Genomic DNA, 25,300 nt, shown 5'->3' on the forward strand with positions numbered 1-25,300 from the left:
GACTTCCGCACAGCTAGGATATTAGAACATGTTCTAGGTGTGGGAGTCACGCCGGGAAGGCGGTACGGAGTGTGACCATCGCCACCACTGACGAGCATAAAGCCGTCCAGGAGTCGATGCGCGGATGGGCCGGATCGGCACGTCCGATTGCAACAATGCGGACCGATCCGAGCGCCTTCTGGCACGGATATTGGCCCGGTCTCGTCGAGCTCGGCATCTTCCGGGTCGCCGTCGCCGAGGACGCGGGCGGCGCCGGTGGCTCGGTGGCCGACCTGGCCGTGCTGATCGAGCAGGCCGCGCACGATCTGGTCGGCGGGCCGGTGCTGAGCACGGCGCTGGCCAATCTGATCACCGCGGGGCGGATCGACGAGCGGCGGCCGTGCGGCGTCGCGCTGGACGTCATCACCGGTGCCCAGGTCACTGTACCCGCAGCCGAGGACGGATTGTCGCTCACCGGCTCCTGGGACTCGGTACTCGGCGGCGCACCGGAAACCGCGGTGCTGCTTCCGGTTTCGACGCCGAACGGCAAGCGCTGGGTGCTGGTCGGGCCGGACGCCGACGGCCTGCGCGTCGAACCGCTCGCGCCGCTGGATCTGAGCACCCCGCTGGCCCAGGTGCATTGCGTCGATGTGCGGGTTGCGGCCGAGCGGGTGTTCACCCCGCGCCACGCGGTCGAGGATCTGCTCGTGGTGCTTGCCGCCGCCGAACTGGCCGGGCTGGCCGGATGGTGCCTGACGACCGCGGTCGAATACGCCAAGGTGCGTGCGCAATTCGGCCGCAAGATCGGCTCGTTCCAGGCGGTCAAGCACATCTGCGCCTGGATGCTCTGCCGGACCGAGCTGATCCGCGCGGTGGCCGCCGACGCGGCCGCCGCGGTGGACGAGGGCGGCGCTGAGCTGCCGATCGCGGCCGCCATCGCCGCCGCGATCGCCTTGGACGCCGCGGTCGAGACCGCCAAGGACTGTATCCAGGTGCTCGGCGGCATCGGCTTCACCTGGGAGCACGACGCGCATCTGTATCTGCGCCGCGCGGTCGCCCTACGGCAGCTGCTCGGCGGTTCGGCGCACTGGCGGGCCAGGGTGACCGAGCTGACCCGCGCCGGGCACCGGCGCACCACCGGGGCCGACCGGGTGCTCGCCGCCGAGGGGGTGTGCGCCGTAGACGACGCACGCGTCGACGAACTGGCCGCCGAGGTGGCCAGGATCGCGGGGCTGCCCGCAGCGCGGCAACGGGAAGCCATGGTCGAGGCGGGCCTTGTGATGCCGCACTGGCCCAAACCGTATGGGCGCGGGGCGGATCCGATGACCGGACTGCTGATCTCGGAAGAACTGCGGCGGGCCGGGCTCGTCGCGCCGGACCTGGCGATCGGCGGCTGGGCGGTGCCGACACTGCTGCAGCACGGCAGCGCCGAGCAGATCGAACGGTTCGCCTGGCCGACCCTGCGTGGCGAGGTCGTCTGGTGTCAGCTGTTCAGCGAGCCCGAGGCAGGCTCCGACCTCGCCGCACTGCGCACCACCGCGAAGAAGGTGGACGGCGGCTGGGTGCTGCGCGGCCAGAAGGTCTGGACCTCGTTGGGCGACAAGGCCAATTGGGGCATCTGCCTGGCCCGCACCGACCCGGACGCGCCGAAGCACCGGGGCATCAGCTACTTCCTGGTGGACATGCGCAGTGCCGGTGTCGAGGTGCGCCCGCTGGTGCAGATCACCGGCGAGGCGCGGTTCACCGAGGTGTTCCTCGACGACGTGTTCGTCCCCGACGACGCGCTCGTCGGCGCGCTGAACAACGGCTGGAAGATCGCCCGCTCGACGCTGTCGACCGAGCGGGTGGCCATGGGCGGCAACGGCATCGGCCCCGCACTCGAGGAGCTGCTCGCGAAGCTGCCCGCCACCGGCCCCGGTGCGGAGCTGACCAACGATCGGCTCGGCGGATTCGTCGCCGAGGCGATCGCCGGGCTGCTGCTCGAGCAGCGGGCCGCGGTCGCGATGCTCGCGGGCGGTGATCCCGGCGCGCAGAGCAGCGTGCGCAAACTCGTCGGCGTCCGGCATCGGCAGGCGGTCGCGGAATTCGCGGCCGAGACGGCAGGTCCCACCGGCGCACACGACTCAGAGGTGGTAAAAGAATTCCTGCTCACACGCTGTTTATCGATCGCAGGTGGCACCGAACAGATCTTGCTGACCGTGGCCGGTGAGCGGATTCTCGGGCTTCCTCGCGACGCTGACGGCTAGACGACGAGGCTTGCCAGTCGCCCGGCCATGACCCTCGCGGAATCGCGGAGCGACACGGAATTCAATGGGAGTAAATGCGTGGACTTCACCAGGGACGAAGGTCAGGACGCGGTGGCCGAGGTCGTCGTGAGTTTGTTGGAGCGCGAGCCGGCCCGCGATATCGCGCTGTGGCCGAGTCTGGTCGAGAGCGGGCTGCTCTCGGTGGCGCTGCCGGAACGGTTCGGCGGCGACGGCATGGGGCTGCCCGAGGTATCGGTGCTGCTGAGCGAGCTGGCGACCGACGCGGTCGCGGTGCCCGCCCTGCCGACGCTGGGTTTCGGGGTGCTTCCGCTGCTGTCGCTGCTGCCCGACGCGCTCGCCGAGCGGGTGTTTCCCGAGGTGGCGCAGGGCGCGGTGCTCACCGCCGCGCTCAGCGAGCCTGCCGCGCCGTTCGCGGTCAAGCCGGAGACCGCGGCGGTCGTCGAGGGCGGTGCGGTGCGGATCACCGGTCACAAGGTCGCCGTGCCGTACGCGGAGCAGGCGCGCTGGCTGCTTGTGCCGACCAATTCCGGTATCGCCCTTGTCGATTCGGCGGCCGACGGGGTGACTCGGGTGCCATCGCCCGCCTCGGGCGGCATCCCGGAGTGCACCGTGCGGTTCGATCGGGTGGCGATCCCGGCGGAGCAGCTGCTGCCCGGCGACCTCGTCGCGCTGCATCGACTTGCCGTCGCCTCGATCGGCGCCGTCGCGGACGGGCTGCTGAAGGGCGCGCTGGTGCGCACCGCCGAACATCTACGCACCCGCCGGCAATTCGGCAGGCCGCTGGCCGAGTTCCAGGCCGTCGCGCAGCAGATCGCCGATCTCTACGTGGTGTCGCGCACGCTGCACGTCGCCGCCGTATCCGCGAATTGGGCGCTGGCACAGGATGATTCCAGCCCCGAGCATCAGGAACGGATCGACGACGATCTCGACGTGCTCGCCTACAGCGTCGCCGCGGATCTGCCCGCCGCTATGCAGAAGTGTCATCACCTACACGGCGGGCTCGGGGTGGATATCACCCACCCGATGCACCGCTACTACTCACAAGCCAAGGACATCGCTCGCTGGCTCGGCGGCGCGTCGTTCCGACTCGATCGATTGGGGGCCAGATGTTCATCGACCTGACCACCGAGCAACGCCGGCTGCGCGACGAATTGCGTTCGTACTTCGCCGATCTCGTCACACCCGACGAGGAGGCGGCGATGTCGGTGAACCGCCACGGCGACGCCTACCGTGCCGTGGTCCGCCGGATGGGTCGCGACGGCTGGCTTGGTGTCGGCTGGCCGAAGCAGTACGGCGGACAGGGTTTCGGCCCGCTCGAACAGCAGATCTTCTACAACGAGGCGGTGCGCGCCGATGTGCCGTTGCCGCTGGTCACGCTGCTGACCGTGGGCCCGACCCTGCAGCAGTTCGGCACCGAGGCCCAGAAGAGCAAGTTTCTGCCCGGAATCCTTTCCGGCGACATCCATTTCGCGATCGGCTACTCCGAGCCGGAGGCGGGCACCGACCTGGCCTCGCTGCGCACCGCGGCGGTGCGCGACGACTCGGGCGACTGGATCGTCAACGGGCAGAAGATCTTCACCACCGGCGCGCACGAGGCCGACTACATCTGGCTGGCCTGCCGCACCGGTTCGGTCGAGTCGCGACACCGCGGCATCACCATCCTGATCGCGGATACCACCGACCCCGGCTATTCGTGGACGCCGATCATCACCTGCGACGGCGCGCACCACACCAACGCCACCTACTTCGACGACGTGCGGGTGCCCGCCGAGATGCTGGTCGGCGAGGAGAACAAGGGCTGGCGGCTGATCACGACGCAGCTCAATCACGAGCGGGTCGGCCTCGGCCCGTCCGGCAAGATCGAACAGCTCTACGACCGGGTGCGGGCCTGGGCGCAGCCGCGCGGCGTGCTCGCCGAGACCGAGGTGCGGCGCTCGCTCGGCCGCATCCGTGCCATGGTCCGGTTGAACGAGCTGTTGAACTGGCAGGTGGCCGCGTCCTCCGCAGGAGCCGACCCCGACCCCAACGGGGTGATCGCCGACGCGTCGGCGACGAAGGTCTTCTCCACCGAATCCTTGCAGGAGGCGGGTCGGCTCGCCGAGGAGATCGTCGGGCGCTTCGGCGATCCGGCCGACCCCACCACCGCGGAACTGCTCACCTGGCTGGACCGGCGGACCAAACAGAACCTGGTCGTGACCTTCGGTGGCGGCGTCAACGAGGTGATGCGCGAGCTGGTCGCCACGGCCGGGCTGAACCTGCCGCGAGTACCCAGATAGCCAGAGCTACAGCTAGTCGATAGGAGCAGCGCGTGCCGGAAACCACCAGTCCGGAAGCGATAGTCGCCGCAGCCGAACGGATCAAGGCGGAGGGGGACTGCGCGCGCCGCCTCGCGCGCGACCCGGTGAACCAGCCGATGATCAACAACTGGGTCGAGGCGCTCGGCGACACCAATCCGATCTACGTGGACGAGGCCGCGGCCAAGGCGGCCGGGCATCCCGGCATCGTCGCCCCACCGGCCATGGCGCAGGTGTGGACGATGTTCGGGCTCAACGGCTTGCGGCCCGACGACGATCCGATGGGCAAGATGGTCACGCTGCTCGACGCGGCGGGCTTCACCTCCGTCGTCGCCACCGACTGTCAGCAGACCTACCACCGGTATCTCAATGTCGGCGAACAGGTGGCGGTGACCAGCAGGCTCTCCGACATCCGCGGTCCCAAGCGCACCGCGCTGGGAGATGGGTGGTTCGTCACCTTCCTGACCAGCTGGCACGTCGGTGACGAACTGGTCGCCGAAATGTTGTTCCGGCTGCTGAAATTCGCGCCGGGCACCGGTGCCGCGGCGCAGGCGCCCGCGGGTGCCCGGGTCAAGCCCCTGGTCTCCTGGGACACCGAATTCTTCTGGGAGGGCACCAAATCCGGCGAGCTGCGGATCCAGCGGCTGCCCGACGGATCGCTGCGGCATCCGCCGATCCCGGCCCTGTGGAAGGACAAGTCCGAGCAGACCGACTACGTGGTCGCCTCGGGGCAGGGCACCGTTTTCAGTTATGTCGTGCACCACGCGCCGAAAGTCCCTGGGCGGAAACTGCCGTTCGTGGTCGCGCTGGTCGAATTGGCGGAAGGAGTGCGGATGCTCGGCGAACTGCGCGGCATCGAACCCGAGGCGGTCGAGGTCGGGTTGCCGGTCCGGGTGGAGTTCGAGCGCCTCGACGACGACACCGCGCTGCCGTTCTGGCAGGTGATCGCATGACGAGGACCGCGGAACCGACCTCGGTGCGGGTCGGCACGGCGCTGCCGGAGCTGGTCATCGAGGCCGATCCCACTTTCGTGATCAGTACCGCGTTGGCCACCAGGGACTTTCAGGATGTGCATCACGACAGGGACAAGGCGCGCGCCCGTGGTTCCAAGGACATCTTCGTCAACATCCTCACCGACACCGGCATCGTGCAGCGCTTCGTCACCGACTGGGCCGGGACGCGCGCGGTGCTGAAGTCGATCTCGCTGCGCCTCGGGGTGCCGCTGTACGCGGGGGACACGCTGACCCTGTCCGGCACGGTGTCGGCCATCGACGGCGACGACGTCCACATCGACGTGGTTGGCCGGGACAGCCTCGGCGACCACGTGACAGCGCAGGTCGTGCTCGCATACCGGAGGAACGCCTGATGACCGAGCCTGTCCACCCGTCGCCCGACCACCACCGCTCGACGAATCGCTCCGCGCTGCCTGGCATCTCCGGCCGCGCGGCCATCGTCGGCATCGGCGCGACCGACTTCTCCAAGGATTCCGGACGCAGCGAATTGCGCCTGGCCGCCGAGGCGGTCAACGCCGCGCTGGCCGACGCGGGCCTGACCCCCGGCGACGTCGACGGCCTGACCACCTTCACCATGGACACCAACACCCAGGCCGCGGTGGCGAGAGCGGTCGGCATCCCGCAGCTGAAGTTCTTCAGCCACATCGGCTATGGCGGCGGCGCGGCGTGCGCGACGATCCAGCAGGCGGCCATGGCGGTGGCCACCGGCGTCGCCGACGTGGTGGTGGCCTATCGGGCGTTCAACGAGCGGTCGGTGTCGCGGTTCGGTCAGTTCTCCACCGCGCTGGCGACCGCGCCGACCTCCTCCGGCATCGACGCGGGCTGGTCCTACCCGCAGGGACTCGGCACGCCCGCCGCGCAGGTGGCCATGGTCGCCCGGCGCTACATCCACGTATACGGCGCCACCAGCGCGGATTTCGGCCGCGTCGCGGTGGCCGACCGCAAGCATGCCGCGGTGAACCCGGCCGCCTTCTTCTACGGGAAGCCGATTTCCCTGGCGGACCACCAGAATTCGCGCTGGATCGCCGAGCCGCTGCACCTGCTCGACTGCTGCCAGGAGTCCGACGGCGGGGTGGCGATCGTGGTGACCAGTGTCGAGCGGGCCCGTGACCTACCGCAGCGTCCCGCCGTGATCGCCGCCGCGGCCCAGGGGTGCGGCGCCGACCAGTACGTCATGACCAGCTACTACCGTGACGCCATGGACGGCCTGCCGGAAATGGGTCTGGTCGGTGACCAGCTCTGGGCACAGAGCGGTCTGCGGCCCGAGGACATGCAGGCCGCGATCCTCTACGACCACTTCACCCCGTTCGTGCTCATGCAGCTGGAGGAACTCGGGTTCTGCGGGCGCGGCGAGGCCAAGGATTTCATCGCCGACGGCGCCATCGAGGTCGGCGGCAGGCTGCCGCTGAACACCCACGGCGGCCAGCTCGGTGAGGCCTACATCCACGGCATGAACGGCATCGCCGAGGCGGTCCGCCAGATTCGCGGCACCTCGGTGAACCCGGTGGCCGACCTGACGAACATCCTGGTCACCGCGGGCACCGGCGTGCCGACGTCGGGTCTGGTGCTCAGCGCCGACTGATTTCGCCGCCGTTGGCCCCGGAACTGCCACGGGGCCAACGGATATCAGTGCGCCGGCGGGCCCGGCTGATCGTGCGTCGAGCAGTGGATCCCGCCGCCGCCCGCGGCGATCGCGTCGATCGGCACCGAGACGACGTCGCGGCCGGGCAAATGATCGCGCAGGATGCCCCGTGCGCGGTCGTCGGCGGCGCGATCGCCGAACTCGGGCAGGAACACCGCGCCGTTGGCGATGTAGAAGTTCGCGTAGCTGGAGACGAATTCCGCCCCATCGCCGGTGATCCGGTCGGGATCGGGCTGGGGCAGCTCGACCACCTCGATGGCGCGCCCGCGCGCATCGGTCGCGCTCGTCAGCACGCGCCGGGCCTGATCGCTGGAACGGGACCAGGAGTCGGCGGGCGCGCCCGGAAAAGGCTTGTCCAACAGCACGACTCCCGGCGCGACGTAGCGGACCAGGCAGTCGACGTGCGCGTCGGTGATGTCCGCGCCGCGCACGCCGTCGAACCAGATCACCTTCTCGACGCCGAGGGTCTGCTTCAGTTCGGCCTCGAGCTGGTCGCGGCTCTTGCCCGGGTTGCGGTTGTCGTTGACGATCGAGCTCTCGGTGACCAGCAGCGTGCCATGGCCGTCGGTCTCCAACGCGCCGCCCTCGGCGACGAACGGCGCGGAGTGAGCGGGAATGCCGTAGCGCGCGAGCAGGTTTCGGCCGAGCGGACCGTCGTTGGGGTGCGGCTGCTTGTTGCCCCACCCGTTGAAGTGCAGGTCGACGCCGACCACCTTGCCCGCCTGCTCGACGAAGACCGGCACGGTGTCGCGGGCCCACAGGTCGTCCACCTCCAGCGCGATCACCTCGACGCCGCCGCCGCACTGCCGCTGCGCGTCCTGCGCCTGGTCGGCCCTGGCCAGCATGACCACGTACTCGTACTCGGCGATCTCGCGGGCCAGCCCGGCGATGTCCGCGCGCACGTCGCCGAGGTAGCGACCCCAGATCGCGGACTGTGCGGGCCAGGACATGAACGTGCGCGCGTGGCTCTCCCATTCCGCGCCGAAACGTCCGCCGGGACCGGCGGGTTCCGGGGTGGCCGACGCGGTCGCGGCAGGCTCGGTGGACCCGCACGCCGACATACCCGCGGCCAGCAGGCCCGCGCCCGCGAGGACGCTGAAGACGGAACGGCGAGACATGGGGTTCTCCATAACGGGCTCCGGTAATCGGTGTTCGAGGTGATCGGTGATCGAGAGCGTGCGCGCTGACCGAAATCCTGACTAAATTTTTAGTCAGGATTGCACTGTACCATTGACCCCATGTCTCGTCGTGATTCGATCTTGGAGTCGGCCGCGCGCGTGGTCGCGCAGCGCGGAATCCGTGGCCTGCGGGTCGAGGAGCTGGCCGAGGCCGCCGGCGTCTCCACCTCGCTGATCTACTACCACTTCAAGGACAGAGCGGGCCTGCTCGCACAGACCCTGGACTTCATCAGCGCCAGGGCCGAGCGCTACACCGACGCCGAACTCGACGTCGCCGCCGACCCGATCGGCCACCTCGAACAGGTGCTGTTGCTGGAGCTGCAGGATCAGCAGGTGGTGGTGGAGAACAGCACCGCGTGGGGTGAGTACCGCTCGGCCGCCATCTTTCAACCCGAACTGCGTGAGCAGCTCGGGGCGGCGACGATGCGCTGGAACGGCTACCTCGGCGAGGTCATCCGCACGGCACAGGATCGTGGCCTCGTCGGCGCCGAGGTCGTGCCGGGCGATGCGGCCGAGCGGCTCACCGCGCTGGTCGAAGGGGTGAGCATGCGCTGGCTCAGCGGCGCGCTCGAACTCGGGCGCGCGCGAGCCTTGGTCCGCGACGCCATCGCGCTCGAACTCGGCCGGGTCGGCGTCGCGTGAGTACCCGGCACATCGTCGACGCGCACGTCCTGCTCCGCCGCGACAACCAGCTGCTGCTCAGCAAGCGGCGCGGCCCCGACGAGTTCGACGGTCGCTGGCATCTCCCGGCGGGCAAGGTCGAGGTGGGTGAGTCGGTGACCGCGGCGGCGGTCCGCGAGGCGCACGAGGAGATCGGCGTCCACATCGACCCGGCCGACCTGCGCCACATCCACACCGCGCACGTCATCGGCAGCGGTCACGAGCCGCGCCTCGGGGTGTTCTTCGAGGTCCGTACCTGGCGCGGCGAGCCGGTCAATCGCGAACCGGAGAAATGCTACGAACTGCGCTGGTTCTCCCTCGACGACCTCCCCGCCGACATCATTGCCTACCCCACCGCCGGCATCGACGCCTTGACCAGCGGCGTCACCTACAGTGAGCGCGGGTGGGGCGGTTAGGTAGCGCCGCCGACGCCGCGAAAGAACGCCGAGAGCAGGCCTGTCAGCTGGCGGATGCTTTCGGGGCTGCCCGGCGCGAGATCGGCGCGCAGGCCGGCGAACCGGTCGAAGATCGCGCCTTCGAGCACCGCGATGAAGTCGGCCGCCGCGGCGCCCGGGTCGGCAACGCGCAAGGCGGCGAACAGGTTTCGGGCGCGCTCGGCGGAAAAGAGGCTGCGGGCCAGTCGCGCGCGCAGATCGGCATCCGCCAGTAGTTCGAGGATCAACGCGTGCCGGACGATCAGATGGTTGCGGCGTTCGGTGAGTAATCGGTCCAGCCAGCCCGCGATGTCCGCCGCGATGGCGTCGGGCGCGAGCGGGCCGGGCGGCGCGAGCTGGGCGGCGGCGAAGTCCGCGCGGGATCGGGCGGTGATGCGTTCGACGATCGCCTCGATGAGCGTGCGTTTGGTCCGGTAGTAGTACGAGCTCGACCCGGCGGGCAACTGTAGCGCGGTATCGATGGCGCGGTGGGTGAGTGCCCGAATCCCTTGGGTGGCAATCAGGTCGATGGCGGCATCGACGATCAATGTGCGGCGGTCGGCTGTGGACATGGTCACCTTTCTCGCGTCGCTCGCGTCGGCACTCTACAAATGTAGAGGATGATATCGACTTCTGGCGATCGGGGGTTCCCATGCGTGCTGTGCACGCCGTTGTGCTCGACGCGGATCAGGAGCGAGCGGCGCGGCGGCTGGCCGAGCTGATCGATCGGCGCGGGCGGCCGGTCCGGGGGCATCGGGGGATCTACCTGTATGGCAGGCCTGGACGGGGCAAGACGATGGTGATGGATCGCTGCTTCGCCGCAGTGGCCCCGCGGCACAAGCGCCGCTTCCACTTTCACGAGTTCTTCGCGCGATTGCACGCGGCGGTGCACACGGGCGGCTCGATCGACAAGGCTGTCGCGGCGCTGCTCGGCGGCGCGCGGCTGGTCTGCTTCGACGAGTTCCATGTGCACGACATCGGCGACGCGATGCTCATCGCGCGCCTGCTCGACGCGCTGTTCGCCCGCCGGGTGGTGCTGGTGGTCACCTCGAACTACCCACCGGCGGGACTGCTGCCCAATCCGCTGTTCCACGACAAGTTCTTGCCGACCATCGCCCGGATCGCCGCACAGTTGGATGTCATTTCGCTCGACGGTCCTGTGGACTACCGCACCCTTGCCGACCGTGGGGTCGTCGGTGCGCGCTCCGGTTTCGCCGCGGGTCACTACCGGATCGAGTGCGCCGCCGCGCGATTCCCGCTCGAGGGCGCATGCGCGGTGCCGATCGGCACTCGCTCGATTCGGGCCCGGTCGGCCGACGGTGACGCACTCGTCGTCGAATTCGCCGCGCTCTGTGGCACGCCCACCGCGGCGTCGGACTATGTCGAACTGGCGCAACGCTTTCGGCGCTGGGCCATCGTGGATGTCCCGCGTTTGGCCGAGGTCGCGCCGGACTGGGTAATGCGATTCGTCAATGTGGTAGACGTGCTCTACGACGCGGATCTGGAGCTCGGAATCTCGGCGCGGGCACCATTGCCGGAGTTGGTTGCCGGTGTACCCGACATTCCCGACATTTCCCGGCTCATCAGCCGACTTTGTGAACTTTCCCAATTGGCGGCACCTCCCGTCGGAGAGTTGCGCAATGTAGCGGCGACCCGGCCCTGAGCAGCGAGATTCATTGATAAAGAGGATGAATTCCAAAGTATTCGATTCCATCCCGAGCGGACCGCTCGGCATGTAACTATGTGGCTGTTTTGTGCAGTACTCACGTTTGGTGGTAATCAGTGGCCGGGGCGCGATCGCCGATATTGCGCGTGATCGTGCTGATCACGTTGCTGGCGTCTGCCGCGTTCACGTTACGTGGATATCTGCCCGGGGTGGCGGAATCCCGCGATCAGCCAGGGCCGCCCTCGGCGCTGTCGGTGGCCCTGATGCCGGTTCTGCTCACCGTGTCCATGGTCATCCTGGTCGCCGGGGTGATAGCGAGTCAGCATCGACTACCGCTGGCCATGCCCGAACCCGAGCGCGAGCGCACCCGGCGCCGTGGCGGTCTCGGCCGGGTCGGGCTGCTCGTGCTTGCCGGTCTCGCTGTGCTCGCGCTCGTCCTCACGGCCGCCTCCGCGATCTTTTTCGCCGGGTTCGGCGGTGAGGAGTCCGCGTCACCCGGCCCCGCCCAGGCGCCGAACCCGGGCCAGGCGCCGGATGAATTCCCCACCAGCGCACCCGATCCCGGTGTCGCACCGACCGGAACCGCGCTGCTGCTGACCGTGATCGCGGCGATCGCGCTGGTCGTGGTCGCGCTCACCGGGCTCGGCGTGGTCGCCGTCGCCTCCCGGCGCGGGCCTGCACCCGCCCCGCCGCCGCTGGTCGCCGTGCCGCCGACCGCGGTGGACTCGTTGGCCAGGGCGGCCGAAATGGGTCTGGCCGCGATGAACGTGCCGGGCCAGGACCCGCGCACCGCGATCATCGCCTGCTACGTCGCGATGGAACGCGGGCTCGCCTTCGATCGCGCTGCCGCACCGCTGGTTTCGGACACCCCGATGGAGGTGCTGGCCCGCGCGTTCGAGCGCGGCGCGCTGCACGACGCCTCCGCCAGGGAATTGGTCGCCCTGTTCGAGGAGGCCAGGTTCAGCCCGCACGCGATGCTCGAGTGGCAGCGCATGCGCGCCGAACAGCTGCTGCGGATCGTGCTCGCCGATCTACAGGGCGAGCAGGCATGAGAAAGCGGGAGGCAGTTTGAATCGAATGGCCGTCGTCCTGGGCACCGCGGTCGTGATCGCCGTGATCGAGCTGGTCACCTTCGAGAAGGCGCGCCCCGTCCTGCTGTTCGCCGTCGCGATCCCGGTCGCGCTCGCGCTGGCCTGGCTGGTCTGGTCGCTGCTGGATCGCGGGGAGCCGCGCACCGATGACGAGATCGACGAGATCGAGAACGGGCCCGCCGAGATGCTGCGGCGTTGGCACGCCAGGGCGCAGATGCTCGCCGATCGAGCCGATGGCACCCGAGCGGACTGGGACCGGCACCTACGGCCCTTGCTGGCCAAGGAGTTCGAGCTGTCCAGTGGACAGCGGGTGGCGAAGAACCGCCGCGCCACCGAGGCCGCCGGGATCCATCTGTTCGGCCCCGACCTGTGGCGCTGGGTGGACCCGGCCAACTCGGCATTGCGTGATCAGACCACAAGGGCACCGGGCCGGGCGGCACTGGACGAGATCCTGAGCCGCCTGCAGAGAATGTGAAATGGGTTGAGGCAAGTGCGGGTACACAGATGACAATGCCGATGGATGTCACGGTCCAGCGCAGCGACGCCGTGCTCAGGGAGATCTCCCGGGTGGTGGTCGGCAAGCGGGACGAGATGCGACTGATCCTGATCGCGGTGCTGGCCGGCGGCCACGTGCTGATCGAGGATCTGCCGGGCCTCGGCAAGACGTTGATCGCCAGATCGTTCGCCGCCGCGCTCGGCTTGCAGTTCACCAGGGTGCAGTTCACTCCCGACCTGCTACCGGCGGACCTGCTCGGCTCGACGATCTACGACATGACCTCCGGCCGCTTCACCTTCCGGCGCGGTCCGGTGTTCACGAATGTGCTGCTCGCCGACGAGATCAACCGCACCCCGCCCAAGACCCAAGCCGCGCTGCTGGAGTCGATGGCCGAGGGGCAGGTCAGCATCGACGGCGAAACCTTCCAGCTGCCGAAGCCCTTCATCGTGCTCGCGACCGACAACCCGATCGAGTACGAGGGCACCTACCCGCTGCCGGAGGCCCAGCTCGACCGGTTCGCGATCCAGCTGCGGCTCGGCTATCTCTCCGAACACGATGAGACACAGATGATCCGGCGCAGACTGGAGCGCGGGGCCACCGCGCCGCAGGTCGGCCAGGTGGTGGACGCGAACGGTCTGCTCGAGATGCGCCAATCCGTCGAATACGTCACGGTGCATCCGGATGTGGTGAGCTACGTGGTCGCGCTGGCCGCGGCCACCCGTGGTCATCCCCAGGTCGAGGTGGGGGCGAGCCCGCGGGCCGAGCTCGATCTGGTGCAGATGTCGCGGGCCAGGGCGCTGCTGCTCGGGCGCGACTACGTGATCCCGGAAGACGTGAAGGCGCTGGCGATTCCGGCCATGGCGCACCGCATCACGCTGCGGCCGGAGATGTGGGTGCGCCGGATTCGCGGCGAGGACGTGATCACCGAGCTGTTACGCCGCCTCCCGGTGCCTCGCGCCACCGTGACATGAGGCAGCCGAGGGTGCCGAGCCGATCCGAGGCGCGGTCATGAGACATCGCGACGCCAGTACCGCGGTCGATGCCGAACTTCAGTGGCGCCCCGCGCCGCTGGTCTTCATGCTGGCGATCTGCGCGGCCGTAGCGCTGGTGCTCGCCGTGGTGTTCGGCCGTTGGCAGCTGGTCGTTTTCGCCGCCCCGCTGCTCGGGGTGCTCGCCACCGCGCCGTGGCAGCAGAGCGACACCAGGATCCAGGTCGACGGCGGCGGCACGCTGCGGTGCTTCGAATCCGAAGAGGTGGTGCTGACCGTCGCCGCCTTCGTCGAGCGGGGCCACGCGCTGCTGCGCCTGACGCCGGGACGCACCGACGCGCTCGGCATCGACGTCGAGCAGTCCAGTGATTCCGGTGCAGCCCCCGCCGGGCTGCGGCTGGCGCTCTCGGCGGACCGCTGGGGCCGCTATCCGGTGTCCGTGCGGGTGTCGGCGCTGAGCCCGGCCGGTCTCGCGGTGGCGACCGCGGTGCTGCCCGCCGGTCAGCTGTTCGTCTATCCGATCACCGATCCGCAGCGGATGCGCTTGCCGCGCACCGAACTTCCCGAACGGCTCGGCACCCATCTGACCCGCAGGTACGGCCCTGGCGTCGAGTACGCCGACATCCGTGCCTATGCCCCCGGCGACCAACTGCGCATCGTGAACTGGCCGGTGAGCGCCCGGCGCGGCAGGCTGTACGTCACCGAGCGACTGACCAACCGCTCCGCGGATGTCGTTGTGCTGGTGGACACCTCGCAACAGGCGCCGGGCCCGGCGACGGATTCACTCGAACTGTCGGTCCGCGGCGCGGCGCAGGTGGTGCAGTCCACCCTGCAGGCGGGCGACCGCACCGCCGTGGTGTGCCTGGGGCAGGCGCCGCGCTGGCTGCGGCCCGATATCGGGCGCAGGCAGTTCTATCGGGTGGTGGACACCGTGCTCGGTGTCGGCGAGGAGCACATCCCCACCACCGGCACGCTGGCCCCGCACGCGGCGGTGCCGCTCGGCGCGATCGTGGTCGCCTTCTCCACGCTGCTGGACACCCAGTTCGCGCTGGCGCTGATCGACCTGCGCAAGCGAGGACACGTCGTGGTTGTCGTGGATGTCTTGCGCGGCACGCCGTTTCGCGACGATCTCGACCCGACGCTGGCCAAGATGTGGCAGCTCGAGCGCGCGTCGATGTATCGCGACATGGGCACCGTCGGTGTCGACATCGTGGCCTGGCCCGCCGACACCCGGCTCGATCAGATCATGCGGATGCTCCCGGAGCACCGCAGGACAGTGCGGGTGCGCCGATGACCCGATTCCTCGCCGTGCTCTCCGGCATCCTGCTGGTCGTCTCGGTCGCGCTGCCGCAACCGCTCGCCGCAATGCCCGCGCTGGTCCTGGTCGTGCTCGGCTGGTGGCTGCGTCCGTGCGCGGTGGCCGCCGTGCTGGTGGCGGTCGGCGTGCTCGTCGTCGCCGACACCGGCGTACTCGGCGCGGCGGCAACGGGTTTGGTGGCTACCGCCTACCTGTTGAACGCCGCGACCGTCACCGCGCCGCACGGCGTGGTGCCGACCACGATGCCCTCGGTGGCGGGCGCGGTCGGCTTCACCGCCGTGGCGGTCGGCGCGGCGCTGATCCCGCTCCGGGTGCCGTGGGCGCCGCTCGCCGCGCCGGTGCTGGTGGTCCTGCTGTACGCCATGGTGGTGCAGGGCGCCGCGATCCGCCGCGCGCGCACCGGGGCACCGGCGCCCTGATGCCCGCACCCGGAGATGACCGGGTACGGGTTTCGGGGTCGCTCAGCCGCGCAGGCGCAGCCGCACGTCGCTGAGCACGGGCGCGTCTTCGCGTTCGACGACCGTTGCGGCGATGATCAATTCGCCGTCCCCACGCCAGATCCGGGTGCGGATGGTCTCGCCCGGATACAGCACACCCGCGAAGCGGGCCCGGAATCCGCTCACCCGCTCCACCGCGGACCCGAGCGCGGTGTCGGTAGCGGTCTTGCAGACGATGCCGTAGGTGCACAGGCCGTGCAGGATCGGCGCGGGAAACCCGGCGGCACGGGCGAATTCGGGATCCGAATGCAGCGGGTTGCGATCGCCGCACATCCGATAGAGCAACGCCTGCTGCGGCAGCGTCGGCACGGTCACGTCGAAATCCGGGGCGGTATCGGGCAGTTCGGTTTTCGTGCTCGGCCCGCGCTCGCCGCCGAAACCGCCCTCGCCCTTGGCGAAGATGGACGAGCGCGCGGTCCACAGCGGCTCGCCGTCGGACCCGAGCACCAACTGCTCCTGCACGACCACCGCGGCCGAGCCCTTGTCCCAGAGCTCGGTGATGCGCCCCTTGCTCGTCGCCTTGCCCGCCGCGGGGATGGGGCCGTGCAGGTCCACCTCCTGATGGCCGTGCACCACCTTGGCCAGGTCGATGTCGATGCCGGGGAAGCTGACCCGGGGCGGCTCGGTCTCGTGCAGGGTCGGCGCGACGGTCGCGAACGTCGGCAGCACCTGGGGTGCGCGGTCGTCCAGGTAGCGCAGTTCGGCCGGGTCGGTCCAGCGCGTGCCCGCGCCGAGGCCGAGCTGGTACAGCTGTACGTCGGACGGGGACCAGGCGAACTCGCGGCTCGGAAGTTCGGCTCCGAGTGCGACTTTCGGATCGATGGGCATCAGTTCTCCTCGTGGCGCCGCGGCACGGATCAGGCCTCGGCGCCGGTCTGCGCGGGTTGTTCGGACTTCTTGGCCACGATGTCGAGCACCGCGAGATAGCCGTAGGTGATGGCGGGGCCGATGGTCGCGCCGGGCCCGGCGTAGGTGTGGCCCATCACCGGGGTCGAGCAGTTGCCCGAGGCATACAGTCCGGCGATCGCGGTGCCGTCCTCGCGCAGCACCCGGCCCGCGGTATCGGCGACCAGGCCGCCCTTGGTGCCCAGGTCGCCGGGCACGATCTTGGCGGCATAGAACGGGCCTTGCACCAGGGCGGCCAGGCACGGGTTCGGCTTCACCGTCGGATCGCCGTAGTAGCGGTCGTAGTGGCTGTCGCCGCGGCCGAAGTCGATGTCCTTGCCGGTCTCGGCGAAGGTGTTGAACCGGGCGACCGTCGCCGCGAGATCGCTCGACGGCACACCGATCCTGGTGGCCAGCTCCTCGATCGTGTCCGCCTTGACGATGTTGTCGTTCTCCAGCCAGCGCGACGGAAAGCGCTGGCCGGGCTGCAATCCGGCGAAGATGTAGCGGTTGCGGTACCGCTGGTCGAAGACGAGCCAGGCCGGGATGTTCGCACCAGGACCCTCGCCCTGCCCGTACTTGCCGCCGTACATGGTGTGCACGGCCTCGACGTAGGGCGCGGACTCGTTGCCGAAGCGCTTGCCCGCGCTGTTGACCATGATGGTGCCGGGCAGGTTGCGTTCGGCCAGTGCGAACCACGGCCGTCCGCCCTTGAAGATCGTCGGGCCCCACCAGGCGTCCTCCATGAAGCCGACATCGCCGCCAACGGCCATGCCCGCGACGATGCCGTCGCCGGTGTTGGCGGCCGCGCCGGTGGTCCACTCGGTGGTGATCGGCTGGCGCTGATACTTGGTGCGCAGTTCGGCGTTGTGCTCGAAACCGCCGCTGCCGAGCACGACGCCGTAGCGCGCGCCGATGGTGACCGGCTTGCCCTCGTGCTCGGCCTCGACGCCGGTGACCACGCCGTCCCGCACCACGAGCCCGGTCATCGGGGTGTTGAGCAGCACGGGTACCTGCGCGTCGAGCAGACCCTTGCGCATGGCGGCGATGATCGCCTGTCCCATGCCGAGGATGTGCTTGCCGGTGAGCTTGGCCCAGTACGTGCGCGCGCCCACCCGCATGGCGCGCAGCATGCCCTTGGGATGCCTGCGGATCAGGTTGAGCCGGACGAAGTCGGCCTGCATGACGACCACATTCAGCGGCGCCTTCGCGTACGGCGGTTCCAGGTTGGCCAGTTCCGGGCCGAGCACCTTGGCATTGAACGGGGTGGGCTCGCAGGAGCGGCCCTCGCCGAGGCCACCGGGCGCCTCGGGGTAGTAGTCGGAGTAGCCGGGCACCCACTTCATCTTCAGCGGGGTGTGGTCGAGGACGAAGTCGAATGCCTCCGCGCCCCGATCGATATAGGTGTCGATGCGCTCCTTCGGCACCACGTTCCCGATGATGCTGTGCAGGTAGTCGCGGGCCACCTCGCGGTCGTCGGGCCGGCCGGACGCGAGCAGCGCCTTGTTGCCGGGGATCCAGACGCCACCGCCGGAGCGCGCGGTCGACCCGCCGTAGTGCGCGGCCTTCTCGATGAGTACCACGCTGAGCCCGTGGTGGGCGGCGGTCAGGGCGGCGGTCATGCCCGCGGCGCCGCTGCCGACCACGACCACGTCGTATTCCCGATCAATCATGTAGAACACGTTATAGAGTGGTCGTGCAGTTGGTCTATATTTATGTGGCAGAAGACCCACTCGGCGTCCAATATGTCGAGGAAACTCGTTTCAGTTTTAGGCCGGAGTGAAGTACATGGGGTTCGATTGGGACCTGGTAGCCGACGTGGTCGTCGTCGGCTTCGGCGCGGCCGGAGCCGCGGCCGCGCTGGAGGCCGCCGCCGACGGTGCGCAAGTGCTGGCACTGGACCGTTTCGCGGGCGGTGGCGCCTCGGCACTGTCCGGCGGCATCATCTACGCGGGCGGCGGGACATCGGTGCAGCAGGCGGCCGGTGTGGCCGACACACCGGAGGCGATGCTCGCCTACCTGGAGCGCGAGGTCGGCGACGCGGTGTCGCCGGAGACCCTGCGCCGGTTCGTCGCGCAGAGCCCGGCGATGATCGAGTGGTTGCGCGGGCATGGCGTTCCGTTCGAGGCGTCGCTGTGCCCGTACAAGACGTCCTACCCGAACGACAGCTACTACCTGTACTACTCGGGCAGCGAGATCTCCGGTGCGTTCCGGGACATCCCGGCGGCGCAGCGCGGGCATCGAGTCAAGGGCAAGGGTACCTCCGGCAAGCAGCTGACGGGGCCGCTCTCGGCCGCGGCGTCCCGGCTCGGTGTCCGGGTCGAAACCCTGACGCAGGCAACAAGACTGATCCTCGACGACGCGGGCACGGTGATCGGCGTGCAATGTCGCACGCTGCGTGACGCGCCGGGCCGGGTGCGCGACCGCTACACCCGGATGGCGCGGATCGCGGCCAAGCCCGGCATCTACTACCCGCCGCTGCGTGCGGCACTGGAACGGCGGCTGCTGCGGCTCGATCGCCGGTACGGCAGCACGATTCGCGTGCTCGCCCGGCGCGGTGTGGTGCTCAGCGCCGGTGGCTTCATCGCGAACCGGGCGATGGTGCGCGAATACGCGCCCGCGTACCGCGGCGGACTCGCGCTCGGCACCACCGGCGACGACGGCAGCGGCATCCTGCTCGCCCAGCAGGCGGGCGCGGCCACCGACCGGATGGGCAACGTCTCGGCGTGGCGATTCCTGTTGCCGCCCAGCGTGTTCACCGGCGCGCTGCTGGTCGACGCGGCCGGGCGCCGGGTGATCGACGAGACCAGATACGGCGCGGCGGTGGGGCAGGCGCTCATCGCCGAGCACGACGGCAAAGGCTGGCTGCTCGCCGACGACGCGCTGATGCGGACCGCGATCGCTCAGATCGGCAAGCAGGGCGCATGGTTCCAGCGTGCCCAATTCGAGGCGATGCGGCGCGGCGCGATCCGCGGTGCGACGCTGGAAACCGTTGCCGCCGAGGCGGGGATCGACGCCGCGGGCTTGCGCGCCACGGTCGCCGCGCACAACGCCGCGATCGAGCTGGGCGCACCCGACCCGGTCGGCAAGCCCGCCGAGTTCACCGAACCGGTCCGCACCGGGCCGTACTGGCTGTTGGATGTGGGCATCAAACCGAGCCTGACCAATCCGTGCCCGATGCTCACGCTCGGCGGCGTTGTCGTGGACGAGCACACCGGCGCGGTCAAATCGACTGCCGGAACGGATATTCCGGGTCTCTACGCGGCCGGACGGACTGCGGTCGGGATCTGCTCGCAGTCCTATGTCAGCGGATTGTCGCTGGCCGACTGCATCTTCTCCGGACGACGCGCAGGCGGGGCCGCCGCGGGCGTGCACGTCCCGGCGTCCGATCAAGCAACAGCGGAAGGAAACTAGCGTGCTGTCCGACGCGGTACGAACCGAACTCGCCGACGAACTCGAGCGGGCCGAACGCGACCGGGTGCCGATCGACCCGCTGGTCAGCCGGTATCCGGACATCGACGTGGTCGACGCCTATGAGATCCAGCTGATCAACATCCGGCGCAGGCTCGACACCGGGGCACGGGTGGTCGGCCACAAGGTCGGCCTCTCGTCCGAGGCGATGCAGCAGATGATGGGCGTCGACGAACCCGACTACGGCCACCTGCTCGCGGAAATGGAAGTCTACGAGGACGTTCCGGTCGAGGCGGGCCGCTATCTGTTCCCGAGGGTCGAGGTCGAGGTCGGCTTCGTGCTCGGGGCCGACCTGCCCGGTGCGGACTGCACCGAGGCCGACGTGCTCGCCGCGACCGTCGCGTTCGCACCCGCCATCGAGCTGATCGACTCGCGGATCAAGGACTGGAACATCGGGCTGATGGACACCATCTCCGACAACGCGTCCTCCGCGGGCTACGTGCTCGGCCCGCAGCGGGTCGCGCCGCAGGACATCGACATCAAGACCATCGACGCGGTGCTCACCCGCAACGGCGAGACGGTGGCCGAGGGGCGCAGCGATGCCGTGCTCGGCGATCCGGTGATCGCCGTGGCGTGGCTGGCACGAAAGGTGGCGAGCTTCGGGGTCCGGCTGAAAGCAGGCGACATCGTGCTGCCCGGATCATGCACCCGCGCCATCGATGCCAGGCCGGGCGACGCATTCCATGCCGAGTTCGCCGGGCTCGGTTCTGTCCGTTTGCAATTCATTTAGGAGGCCAGTGGTGTCCGAGACTGGGACCGTCACCGCCGCGATCGTCGGGTCCGGCAACATCAGTACCGATCTGCTCTACAAGCTGCTGCGCTCGACCACCATCGAGCCGCGGTGGATGATCGGAATCGACCCGGACAGTGAGGGTTTGAAGCGAGCGAGGGGACTCGGCCTGGAAACCTCGGCCGACGGCGTCGACTGGCTGCTCGGGCAGTCCGAACTGCCCGAGCTGATCTTCGAGGCCACCTCCGCCTACGTGCACCGTGCGGCCGCTCCGCGCTACGCCGAGGCCGGTATCCGCGCGGTGGATCTCACCCCCGCCGCCGTCGGCCCGGCGGTGGTGCCGCCGGTGAACCTCGGCGCGAATCTGGACGCGCCCAATGTCAACATGATCACCTGCGGTGGCCAGGCCACCATTCCGATCGTCGCGGCCGTTTCCCGGGTGGTGCCGGTGCCCTACGCCGAGATCGTCGCGTCGGTGTCCTCGGTGTCCGCCGGTCCTGGCACCCGGGCCAATATCGACGAGTTCACCAAGACCACCAGTCGCGGGGTCGAGACCATCGGCGGCGCGCAGCGCGGCAAGGCCATCATCATCCTGAACCCGGCAGAGCCGCCGATGATCATGCGCGACACCATCTTCTGTGCCATCCCCGAGGATGCCGACACCGCGGCGGTCACCGAATCGATCCAGCGCATGGTCGCCGACATCCAGCAGTACGTGCCCGGCTACCGGCTGCTCAACGACCCGCAATTCGATCCGCCCTCGGTGGTTTCCGGTGGTATGGCGAAGGTTTCGGTGTTCGTCGAGGTCGAAGGCGCGGGCGACTTCCTGCCGCCCTACGCGGGCAACCTCGACATCATGACCGCCGCCGCGACCAGGGTCGGCGAGGTACTGGCCGGCCAAGTCCTCGCGGCCCGGGTGTAAGGAGCGAAAACATGGGCTACTCAGCAGAACTCGATATCCGCGTCACCGACACCTCGCTGCGTGACGGCTCGCATCACAAGCGGCACCAGTTCACCGCCACAGAGGTCCGCGACATCGTCGCCGCCCTGGACGGCGCCGGCGTGCCGGTCATCGAGGTTACCCACGGTGACGGTCTCGGCGGCTCGTCGTTCAACTACGGCTTCTCCAAAACGCCTGAGCAGGAACTGATCACGATCGCCGCCGAGACGGCGAAGCAGGCCAAGATCGCGGTCCTGATGCTGCCCGGCGTCGGGGTCAAGGAAGACATCAAGATCTCCCAGGACAACGGGGCATCGATCTGCCGGATCGCCACCCACTGCACCGAGGCCGACGTCTCCATCCAGCATTTCGGGCTGGCCAGGGAGCTCGGCCTGGAAACCGTCGGGTTCCTGATGATGTCGCACTCGCAGCCGCCGGAGGTGCTGGCCAAGCAGGCGCGCATCATGGCCGACGCGGGGTGCCAGTGCGTCTACGTCGTGGACTCCGCCGGCGCGCTGGTCCTGGATCAGGTCACCGACCGGGTCGCCGCGCTCGTCGCCGAACTCGGCAACGACGCCCAGGTCGGCTTCCACGGTCACGAGAACCTCGACCTCGCCGTCGCCAACTCGATCTACGCGATCCGTGCGGGTGCCACTCAGATCGACGGCAGCGCGCGGCGTTTCGGCGCGGGCGCGGGTAATACGCCGGTCGAGGCGCTGGTCGGGGTGTGCGACAAGCTCGACATCAGCACCGGCATCGACTTCTTCGCGATCGCCGACGCCGCCGAAGACGTGGTGCGTCCAGCCATGCCGCAGGAGTGCCTGCTCGACCGCTCCTCGCTGATGATGGGCTACGCGGGCGTCTACTCCAGCTTCCTCAAGCACGCCGAGCGCCAGGCCGAACGCTACGGCGTCTCCGCCGCGGAGATGCTCGTGCGGGCCGGCAAGCGGAAACTGGTTGGCGGCCAAGAAGATCAGCTGATCGACATCGCTCTAGAGTTGCAGCGCGAGCAGACAGCCGTCTCCGCCTGACCCGTGCGCAACGGGCCGCGGCCGGTGCGACTAACCTGCCGCGGCCTTTCCGCATGCGGCGGCCCGGCGACCGTCCGCCTGCGCGGCCGCGATCGCGGCGAACCCCGCGGCCCGCATCCGCCCGGCCTCGATCAACGCGTCCGCTTTCCCCACATTGATCCGCGACCAGGGACTCTTCGCCTGTCGCGCTCCAATCCTCCCCACATAGGTGCTTACCAAATGAGCACTTAAAGATCGGCGGACTACTTTTTCGAGCGCGGCGTACTCGAACACCGTGTCGTGGGGGCTGCGGGTGGCGCGAGGGTGCGCGGACTTACAGCCAGGTGTCGAGGGTGGTGGTGGTCAGGAAGTGTTCGAGGTCGGCGCGCCAGGGGGCCGGGGTGGTCTTGTCGGGTTCGATGGCGGTGTACTGGCCGCGGTAGAAGAGCAGGGGGCGGCCGACGGCGGTGGCCTCGGCGAGGGCTTGGACCCGGCCGATGACGATGTAGTGGTCGCCGCCGTCGACGACGCGGTCCACCGTGCATTCGATGGTGGCCAGCGCGTCGTCGAGGACGGGGAGGGTGCGCTCGGAGGTGTGCCATGCTGCCCCCGCGAACTTGTCCGGTTCGCGGGAACCGAAGCGGGCGCACAATTCTCGCTGTTCTTCGGCCAGGACGTTCACGCAGAAGCTACCGGAGCGTTCGATGGCCGCCCACGAGCGTGAGGTCTTGGTCGGGCAGAACAGGACCAGGGGCGGGTCGAGGGAGAGGGCGGCGAAGGATTGGCAGGCGAAGCCGATCGGCGCCCCGGCCTCGTCGAAGGTGGTGATCACGGTGATGCCGGTGCAGAACTGACCGAGCACGTTCCGGAATTGCCTGCCGTCGATCTCGGATGCGGTCATCGTCGCCTCGTCCTCTGTTCTGCCCGCCGCGCCTGCTGCCGTCCCCTCGCTCATTACTGCGGACGCTGCCCCACCGTGAAGTCGTGGCCCCACAGGCTCACGGCGGTGGATTCCCTGGCGATCCAGTCGGTGTCGTCGACTTCGAGTCCCTCGCACCCGAATTCGACATCGAAGCCGCCGGGTGTCTTCATGTAGAACGAGAGCATCTTGTCGTTGACGTGCCTGCCCAGCGTCGCCGACATGCGAACCTTCTTGCGCAGCGCGCGATCCAGGCACAGGCCGACATCGTCGGCGTTCTCGACCTCGAGCATCAGATGCACGATGCCGCTCGGGGTGGGCATGGGCAGGAAGGCGAGCGAGTGGTGGCGCGGGTTGCAGCCGAAGAAGCGCAGCCAGGCGGGTTCGCCGTCGGCCGGGCGGCCCACCATCTGCGGGGGCAGGCGCATCGAGTCGCGCAACCGGAAGCCGAGCACGTCACGGTAGAACTCGAGCGCGGCCTTGTCGTCCTTGGTGCTGAGCACCACGTGGCCGAGGCCCTGCTCCTCGGTGACGAACCGGTGCCCGTACGGGCTGACTACGCGCCGATGTTCCAGTGCCGCACCGTGAAACGCCTCGAGGGTGTTGCCGGACGGGTCGTCGAACCGGATCAGCTCGTAGACCCTGCGGTCGGCCAGCTCGGCGGCGGTGCCTTCCTTGTATGGCACGCCCGCGCCCTCGAGCCGCGTGCGGATGTCTTGCAGCTCTTCGGCATTGGCGGTCTCCCAGCCGGAGATCCGCAGCCGGTCCTGTTCGCCCGGCGAGATCACCAACCGGGCCGGGAACTCGTCCATGCGCAGATACAGCGCCTCCGGGTTCGCGCCCTTGCCTTCGACCATGCCGAGCACTTTGAGTCCGTATTCGCGCCAGGCGGCCATGTCGGTCGCCTCGATGCGCAGATACGCCAGTGATCGAATCCCCATCACTTCTCCTTGGAACCGGCCAGGAAATCGATGGCCAGCCGGTTGAATTCGTGGAACTTCTCCAACTGTGCCCAGTGTCCACAGCCGCCGAACACGTGCAACTGCGCCCGGGGGATCACCTTGGTCGCGATGAGCGCGCCGTCGAGCGGGTTCACCCGATCTTCCCTGCCCCAGATGAGCAGGACGGGCTGCCGCAGTTTGTAGGCGTCGCGCCAGAGCATGCCCTTCTCGAAGTCCGCACCGGAGAACGACTTTCCCATCGCGCGGGTCGCGGCCAGCGATTCCGGTGTGCTCGCCGCGGCGAAACGCTCGTCGATCAGTTCATCGGTGATCAGCGACTGGTCGAAGACCATGATGCGCAGGAACGCCTCCAGGTTTTCCCTGGTCGGCTCGTAGCTGAACTTGCCGAGCAGCTTCACGCCCTCGGTGGGGTCAGGCGCGAACAGATTGTTGCTCAACCCACCCGGCCCCATCAGCACCAGTTTCCCGGCGCGCTCCGGATAGTCGAGCGCGAAGCGCACCGAGGTGCCGCCGCCGAGCGAATTGCCGAGCAGATGCACCCGCGCGGTGATCTCCAGATGGTCGAGCAGATCCTTCAGCGCCGAGGCGCTGTGCACGAAGTACTGCGGATGCTCGGTGGGCTTGTCCGAGCGCCCGTAGCCGGGCTGATCCACCGCGATGACGTGAAAGTGCTCGGCGAGCACCGCGATATTGCGGGCGAAGTTCGACCAGGCGGACGCGCCGGGCCCACCGCCGTGCAGCAGCACGATCGTCGGGCCGTTGCCGACGCCCGCCTCGTGGTAGTGCAGCGTCAGGTCCGGTCGTACCTGGGCGTAGCGGGAGGTCGATTCGGCGGTCAGTTCCGCGGTTGAGGTCAAGG

Annotated in this window: 26 protein-coding genes; 18 read left to right on the top strand and 8 right to left on the bottom strand. The window is 69.0% G+C overall.

The genetic code is table 11. The features are described 5' to 3' along the window. Nucleotides 1-71 precede the first annotated feature (71 nt). The 6 genes from F5X71_RS02740 to F5X71_RS02765 all read left to right on the top strand — a co-directional run bounded on the left by F5X71_RS02740 (nucleotide 72) and on the right by F5X71_RS02765 (nucleotide 7,135). Complete coding sequence (locus tag F5X71_RS02740; RefSeq protein ID WP_167460516.1) at nucleotides 72-2,225, top strand: acyl-CoA dehydrogenase; 2,154 nt, start codon at nucleotides 72-74, stop codon at nucleotides 2,223-2,225. A gap of 78 nt (nucleotides 2,226-2,303) precedes the next feature. Further along, the gene (locus tag F5X71_RS02745) at nucleotides 2,304-3,368 is read left to right on the top strand and encodes an acyl-CoA dehydrogenase family protein (RefSeq protein WP_167460517.1); all 1,065 of its coding nucleotides are present in this window, start codon (nucleotides 2,304-2,306) and stop codon (nucleotides 3,366-3,368) included. Further along, entirely contained in the window at nucleotides 3,353-4,522 is a 1,170-nt protein-coding gene (locus F5X71_RS02750) for an acyl-CoA dehydrogenase family protein (protein WP_167460518.1), read from the top strand. Before F5X71_RS02745 ends, F5X71_RS02750 begins: the two co-directional genes overlap by 16 nt. A 32-nt stretch (nucleotides 4,523-4,554) precedes the next feature. After that, entirely contained in the window at nucleotides 4,555-5,493 is a 939-nt protein-coding gene (locus tag F5X71_RS02755) for a bifunctional MaoC family dehydratase N-terminal/OB-fold nucleic acid binding domain-containing protein (protein WP_167460519.1), read from the top strand. Continuing rightward, nucleotides 5,490-5,906, top strand: a complete 417-nt coding sequence (locus tag F5X71_RS02760) for a MaoC family dehydratase (protein ID WP_167460520.1) — start codon at nucleotides 5,490-5,492, stop codon at nucleotides 5,904-5,906. Before F5X71_RS02755 ends, F5X71_RS02760 begins: the two co-directional genes overlap by 4 nt. 56 nt (nucleotides 5,907-5,962) lie before the next feature. Next, nucleotides 5,963-7,135, top strand: a complete 1,173-nt coding sequence (locus F5X71_RS02765; RefSeq protein ID WP_167466161.1) for a lipid-transfer protein — start codon at nucleotides 5,963-5,965, stop codon at nucleotides 7,133-7,135. Between the two features lie 44 nt (nucleotides 7,136-7,179). On the opposite strand, the gene F5X71_RS02770 is transcribed toward F5X71_RS02765, so the two are convergent. Next, nucleotides 7,180-8,313, bottom strand: coding sequence for an agmatine deiminase family protein (locus F5X71_RS02770; RefSeq protein ID WP_203218259.1), 1,134 nt, complete (start codon nucleotides 8,311-8,313; stop codon nucleotides 7,180-7,182). A gap of 120 nt (nucleotides 8,314-8,433) precedes the next feature. Between F5X71_RS02770 and F5X71_RS02775 the strand changes: the two genes are divergently transcribed. Together F5X71_RS02775 and F5X71_RS02780 are read left to right on the top strand one after the other, a co-directional pair. Beyond that, nucleotides 8,434-9,015, top strand: a complete 582-nt coding sequence (locus F5X71_RS02775) for a TetR/AcrR family transcriptional regulator (RefSeq protein ID WP_167460522.1) — start codon at nucleotides 8,434-8,436, stop codon at nucleotides 9,013-9,015. After that, nucleotides 9,012-9,449, top strand: a complete 438-nt coding sequence (locus F5X71_RS02780; RefSeq protein ID WP_167460523.1) for an NUDIX hydrolase — start codon at nucleotides 9,012-9,014, stop codon at nucleotides 9,447-9,449. Before F5X71_RS02775 ends, F5X71_RS02780 begins: the two co-directional genes overlap by 4 nt. On the opposite strand, the gene F5X71_RS02785 is transcribed toward F5X71_RS02780, so the two are convergent. Then, entirely contained in the window at nucleotides 9,446-10,039 is a 594-nt protein-coding gene (locus tag F5X71_RS02785) for a TetR/AcrR family transcriptional regulator (RefSeq protein ID WP_167460524.1), read from the bottom strand. The genes F5X71_RS02780 and F5X71_RS02785 overlap by 4 nt on opposite strands. Before the next feature lie 80 nt (nucleotides 10,040-10,119). On the opposite strand from F5X71_RS02785, the gene zapE reads away from it, so the two are divergent. The 6 genes from zapE (at nucleotide 10,120) to F5X71_RS02815 (ending at nucleotide 15,446) form a co-directional block, all read left to right on the top strand. Then, nucleotides 10,120-11,130, top strand: coding sequence for a cell division protein ZapE (gene zapE, locus F5X71_RS02790; RefSeq protein ID WP_167460525.1), 1,011 nt, complete (start codon nucleotides 10,120-10,122; stop codon nucleotides 11,128-11,130). Nucleotides 11,131-11,249: 119 nt separating this feature from the next. Beyond that, nucleotides 11,250-12,185, top strand: coding sequence for a DUF4129 domain-containing protein (locus F5X71_RS02795; RefSeq protein WP_194250753.1), 936 nt, complete (start codon nucleotides 11,250-11,252; stop codon nucleotides 12,183-12,185). A 25-nt stretch (nucleotides 12,186-12,210) separates the two neighbouring features. Continuing rightward, nucleotides 12,211-12,699, top strand: a complete 489-nt coding sequence (locus F5X71_RS02800) for a hypothetical protein (RefSeq protein ID WP_167460526.1) — start codon at nucleotides 12,211-12,213, stop codon at nucleotides 12,697-12,699. 29 nt (nucleotides 12,700-12,728) lie between these two features. After that, nucleotides 12,729-13,691 carry an AAA family ATPase gene (locus F5X71_RS02805; RefSeq protein WP_167460527.1) on the top strand — a complete coding sequence of 321 codons (963 nt, stop codon included), beginning with the start codon at nucleotides 12,729-12,731 and terminating at the stop codon, nucleotides 13,689-13,691. A gap of 37 nt (nucleotides 13,692-13,728) precedes the next feature. Next, a complete protein-coding gene (locus F5X71_RS02810) occupies nucleotides 13,729-15,003 on the top strand; it encodes a DUF58 domain-containing protein (RefSeq protein WP_167460528.1) in 1,275 nt (424 codons plus the stop codon). Further along, complete coding sequence (locus F5X71_RS02815) at nucleotides 15,000-15,446, top strand: hypothetical protein (RefSeq protein WP_167460529.1); 447 nt, start codon at nucleotides 15,000-15,002, stop codon at nucleotides 15,444-15,446. Before F5X71_RS02810 ends, F5X71_RS02815 begins: the two co-directional genes overlap by 4 nt. A gap of 42 nt (nucleotides 15,447-15,488) precedes the next feature. Here the strand turns inward: F5X71_RS02815 and F5X71_RS02820 are convergent, their stop codons facing one another. Then, nucleotides 15,489-16,352, bottom strand: a complete 864-nt coding sequence (locus F5X71_RS02820; protein ID WP_167460530.1) for a MaoC family dehydratase — start codon at nucleotides 16,350-16,352, stop codon at nucleotides 15,489-15,491. 29 nt (nucleotides 16,353-16,381) lie between these two features. Beyond that, nucleotides 16,382-18,091: a 3-oxosteroid 1-dehydrogenase gene (gene kstD / locus F5X71_RS02825; RefSeq protein ID WP_167460531.1), complete on the bottom strand. Its 1,710-nt coding sequence runs from the start codon at nucleotides 18,089-18,091 to the stop codon at nucleotides 16,382-16,384. A 106-nt stretch (nucleotides 18,092-18,197) separates the two neighbouring features. On the opposite strand from kstD, the gene F5X71_RS02830 reads away from it, so the two are divergent. Genes F5X71_RS02830 through dmpG form a run of 4 tightly spaced genes read left to right on the top strand, consistent with a single transcriptional unit; the run spans nucleotide 18,198 to nucleotide 22,581 of the window. Further along, nucleotides 18,198-19,823 carry an FAD-binding protein gene (locus tag F5X71_RS02830; RefSeq protein WP_167460532.1) on the top strand — a complete coding sequence of 542 codons (1,626 nt, stop codon included), beginning with the start codon at nucleotides 18,198-18,200 and terminating at the stop codon, nucleotides 19,821-19,823. 1 nt (nucleotide 19,824) lies between these two features. Then, entirely contained in the window at nucleotides 19,825-20,610 is a 786-nt protein-coding gene (locus tag F5X71_RS02835; RefSeq protein WP_167460533.1) for a 2-keto-4-pentenoate hydratase, read from the top strand. A 10-nt stretch (nucleotides 20,611-20,620) separates the two neighbouring features. Then, nucleotides 20,621-21,532 carry an acetaldehyde dehydrogenase (acetylating) gene (locus F5X71_RS02840; RefSeq protein ID WP_167460534.1) on the top strand — a complete coding sequence of 304 codons (912 nt, stop codon included), beginning with the start codon at nucleotides 20,621-20,623 and terminating at the stop codon, nucleotides 21,530-21,532. Nucleotides 21,533-21,543: 11 nt separating this feature from the next. Next, nucleotides 21,544-22,581: a 4-hydroxy-2-oxovalerate aldolase gene (gene dmpG / locus F5X71_RS02845; protein WP_167460535.1), complete on the top strand. Its 1,038-nt coding sequence runs from the start codon at nucleotides 21,544-21,546 to the stop codon at nucleotides 22,579-22,581. Nucleotides 22,582-22,611: 30 nt separating this feature from the next. Here the strand turns inward: dmpG and F5X71_RS37375 are convergent, their stop codons facing one another. The 4 genes from F5X71_RS37375 to hsaD all read right to left on the bottom strand — a co-directional run bounded on the left by F5X71_RS37375 (nucleotide 22,612) and on the right by hsaD (nucleotide 25,298). Continuing rightward, nucleotides 22,612-22,734, bottom strand: coding sequence for a hypothetical protein (locus F5X71_RS37375; RefSeq protein ID WP_275106768.1), 123 nt, complete (start codon nucleotides 22,732-22,734; stop codon nucleotides 22,612-22,614). Nucleotides 22,735-22,894: 160 nt separating this feature from the next. Next, nucleotides 22,895-23,461: a 3-hydroxy-9,10-secoandrosta-1,3,5(10)-triene-9,17-dione monooxygenase reductase subunit gene (gene hsaB / locus F5X71_RS02855; RefSeq protein ID WP_167466163.1), complete on the bottom strand. Its 567-nt coding sequence runs from the start codon at nucleotides 23,459-23,461 to the stop codon at nucleotides 22,895-22,897. Nucleotides 23,462-23,514: 53 nt separating this feature from the next. Further along, complete coding sequence (hsaC, locus tag F5X71_RS02860; RefSeq protein WP_167460536.1) at nucleotides 23,515-24,420, bottom strand: iron-dependent extradiol dioxygenase HsaC; 906 nt, start codon at nucleotides 24,418-24,420, stop codon at nucleotides 23,515-23,517. Next, nucleotides 24,420-25,298, bottom strand: coding sequence for a 4,5:9,10-diseco-3-hydroxy-5,9,17-trioxoandrosta-1(10),2-diene-4-oate hydrolase (hsaD, locus tag F5X71_RS02865; RefSeq protein WP_167460537.1), 879 nt, complete (start codon nucleotides 25,296-25,298; stop codon nucleotides 24,420-24,422). The genes hsaC and hsaD overlap by 1 nt, the downstream gene beginning before the upstream one ends. Nucleotides 25,299-25,300 lie beyond the last annotated feature (2 nt).

Source organism: Nocardia brasiliensis (assembly GCF_011801125.1).
GTDB lineage: Bacteria > Actinomycetota > Actinomycetes > Mycobacteriales > Mycobacteriaceae > Nocardia > Nocardia brasiliensis_C.

Bases quoted from the DNA above. Each gene is read 5' to 3' on its own strand.
- F5X71_RS02785 (WP_167460524.1), bottom strand. From the start codon at position 10,039: ATGTCCACAGCCGACCGCCGCACATTGATCGTCGATGCCGCCATCGAC.
- F5X71_RS02805 (WP_167460527.1), top strand. From the start codon at position 12,729: ATGACAATGCCGATGGATGTCACGGTCCAGCGCAGCGACGCCGTGCTC.
- hsaC (WP_167460536.1), bottom strand. From the start codon at position 24,420: ATGGGGATTCGATCACTGGCGTATCTGCGCATCGAGGCGACCGACATG.
- zapE (WP_167460525.1), top strand. From the start codon at position 10,120: ATGCGTGCTGTGCACGCCGTTGTGCTCGACGCGGATCAGGAGCGAGCG.
- F5X71_RS02775 (WP_167460522.1), top strand. From the start codon at position 8,434: ATGTCTCGTCGTGATTCGATCTTGGAGTCGGCCGCGCGCGTGGTCGCG.
- F5X71_RS02810 (WP_167460528.1), top strand. From the start codon at position 13,729: ATGAGACATCGCGACGCCAGTACCGCGGTCGATGCCGAACTTCAGTGG.
- F5X71_RS02770 (WP_203218259.1), bottom strand. From the start codon at position 8,313: ATGTCTCGCCGTTCCGTCTTCAGCGTCCTCGCGGGCGCGGGCCTGCTG.
- F5X71_RS02750 (WP_167460518.1), top strand. From the start codon at position 3,353: ATGTTCATCGACCTGACCACCGAGCAACGCCGGCTGCGCGACGAATTG.
- F5X71_RS02820 (WP_167460530.1), bottom strand. From the start codon at position 16,352: ATGCCCATCGATCCGAAAGTCGCACTCGGAGCCGAACTTCCGAGCCGC.
- F5X71_RS02760 (WP_167460520.1), top strand. From the start codon at position 5,490: ATGACGAGGACCGCGGAACCGACCTCGGTGCGGGTCGGCACGGCGCTG.
- F5X71_RS02830 (WP_167460532.1), top strand. From the start codon at position 18,198: ATGGGGTTCGATTGGGACCTGGTAGCCGACGTGGTCGTCGTCGGCTTC.
- F5X71_RS02815 (WP_167460529.1), top strand. From the start codon at position 15,000: ATGACCCGATTCCTCGCCGTGCTCTCCGGCATCCTGCTGGTCGTCTCG.
- dmpG (WP_167460535.1), top strand. From the start codon at position 21,544: ATGGGCTACTCAGCAGAACTCGATATCCGCGTCACCGACACCTCGCTG.
- F5X71_RS02800 (WP_167460526.1), top strand. From the start codon at position 12,211: ATGGCCGTCGTCCTGGGCACCGCGGTCGTGATCGCCGTGATCGAGCTG.
- hsaB (WP_167466163.1), bottom strand. From the start codon at position 23,461: ATGACCGCATCCGAGATCGACGGCAGGCAATTCCGGAACGTGCTCGGT.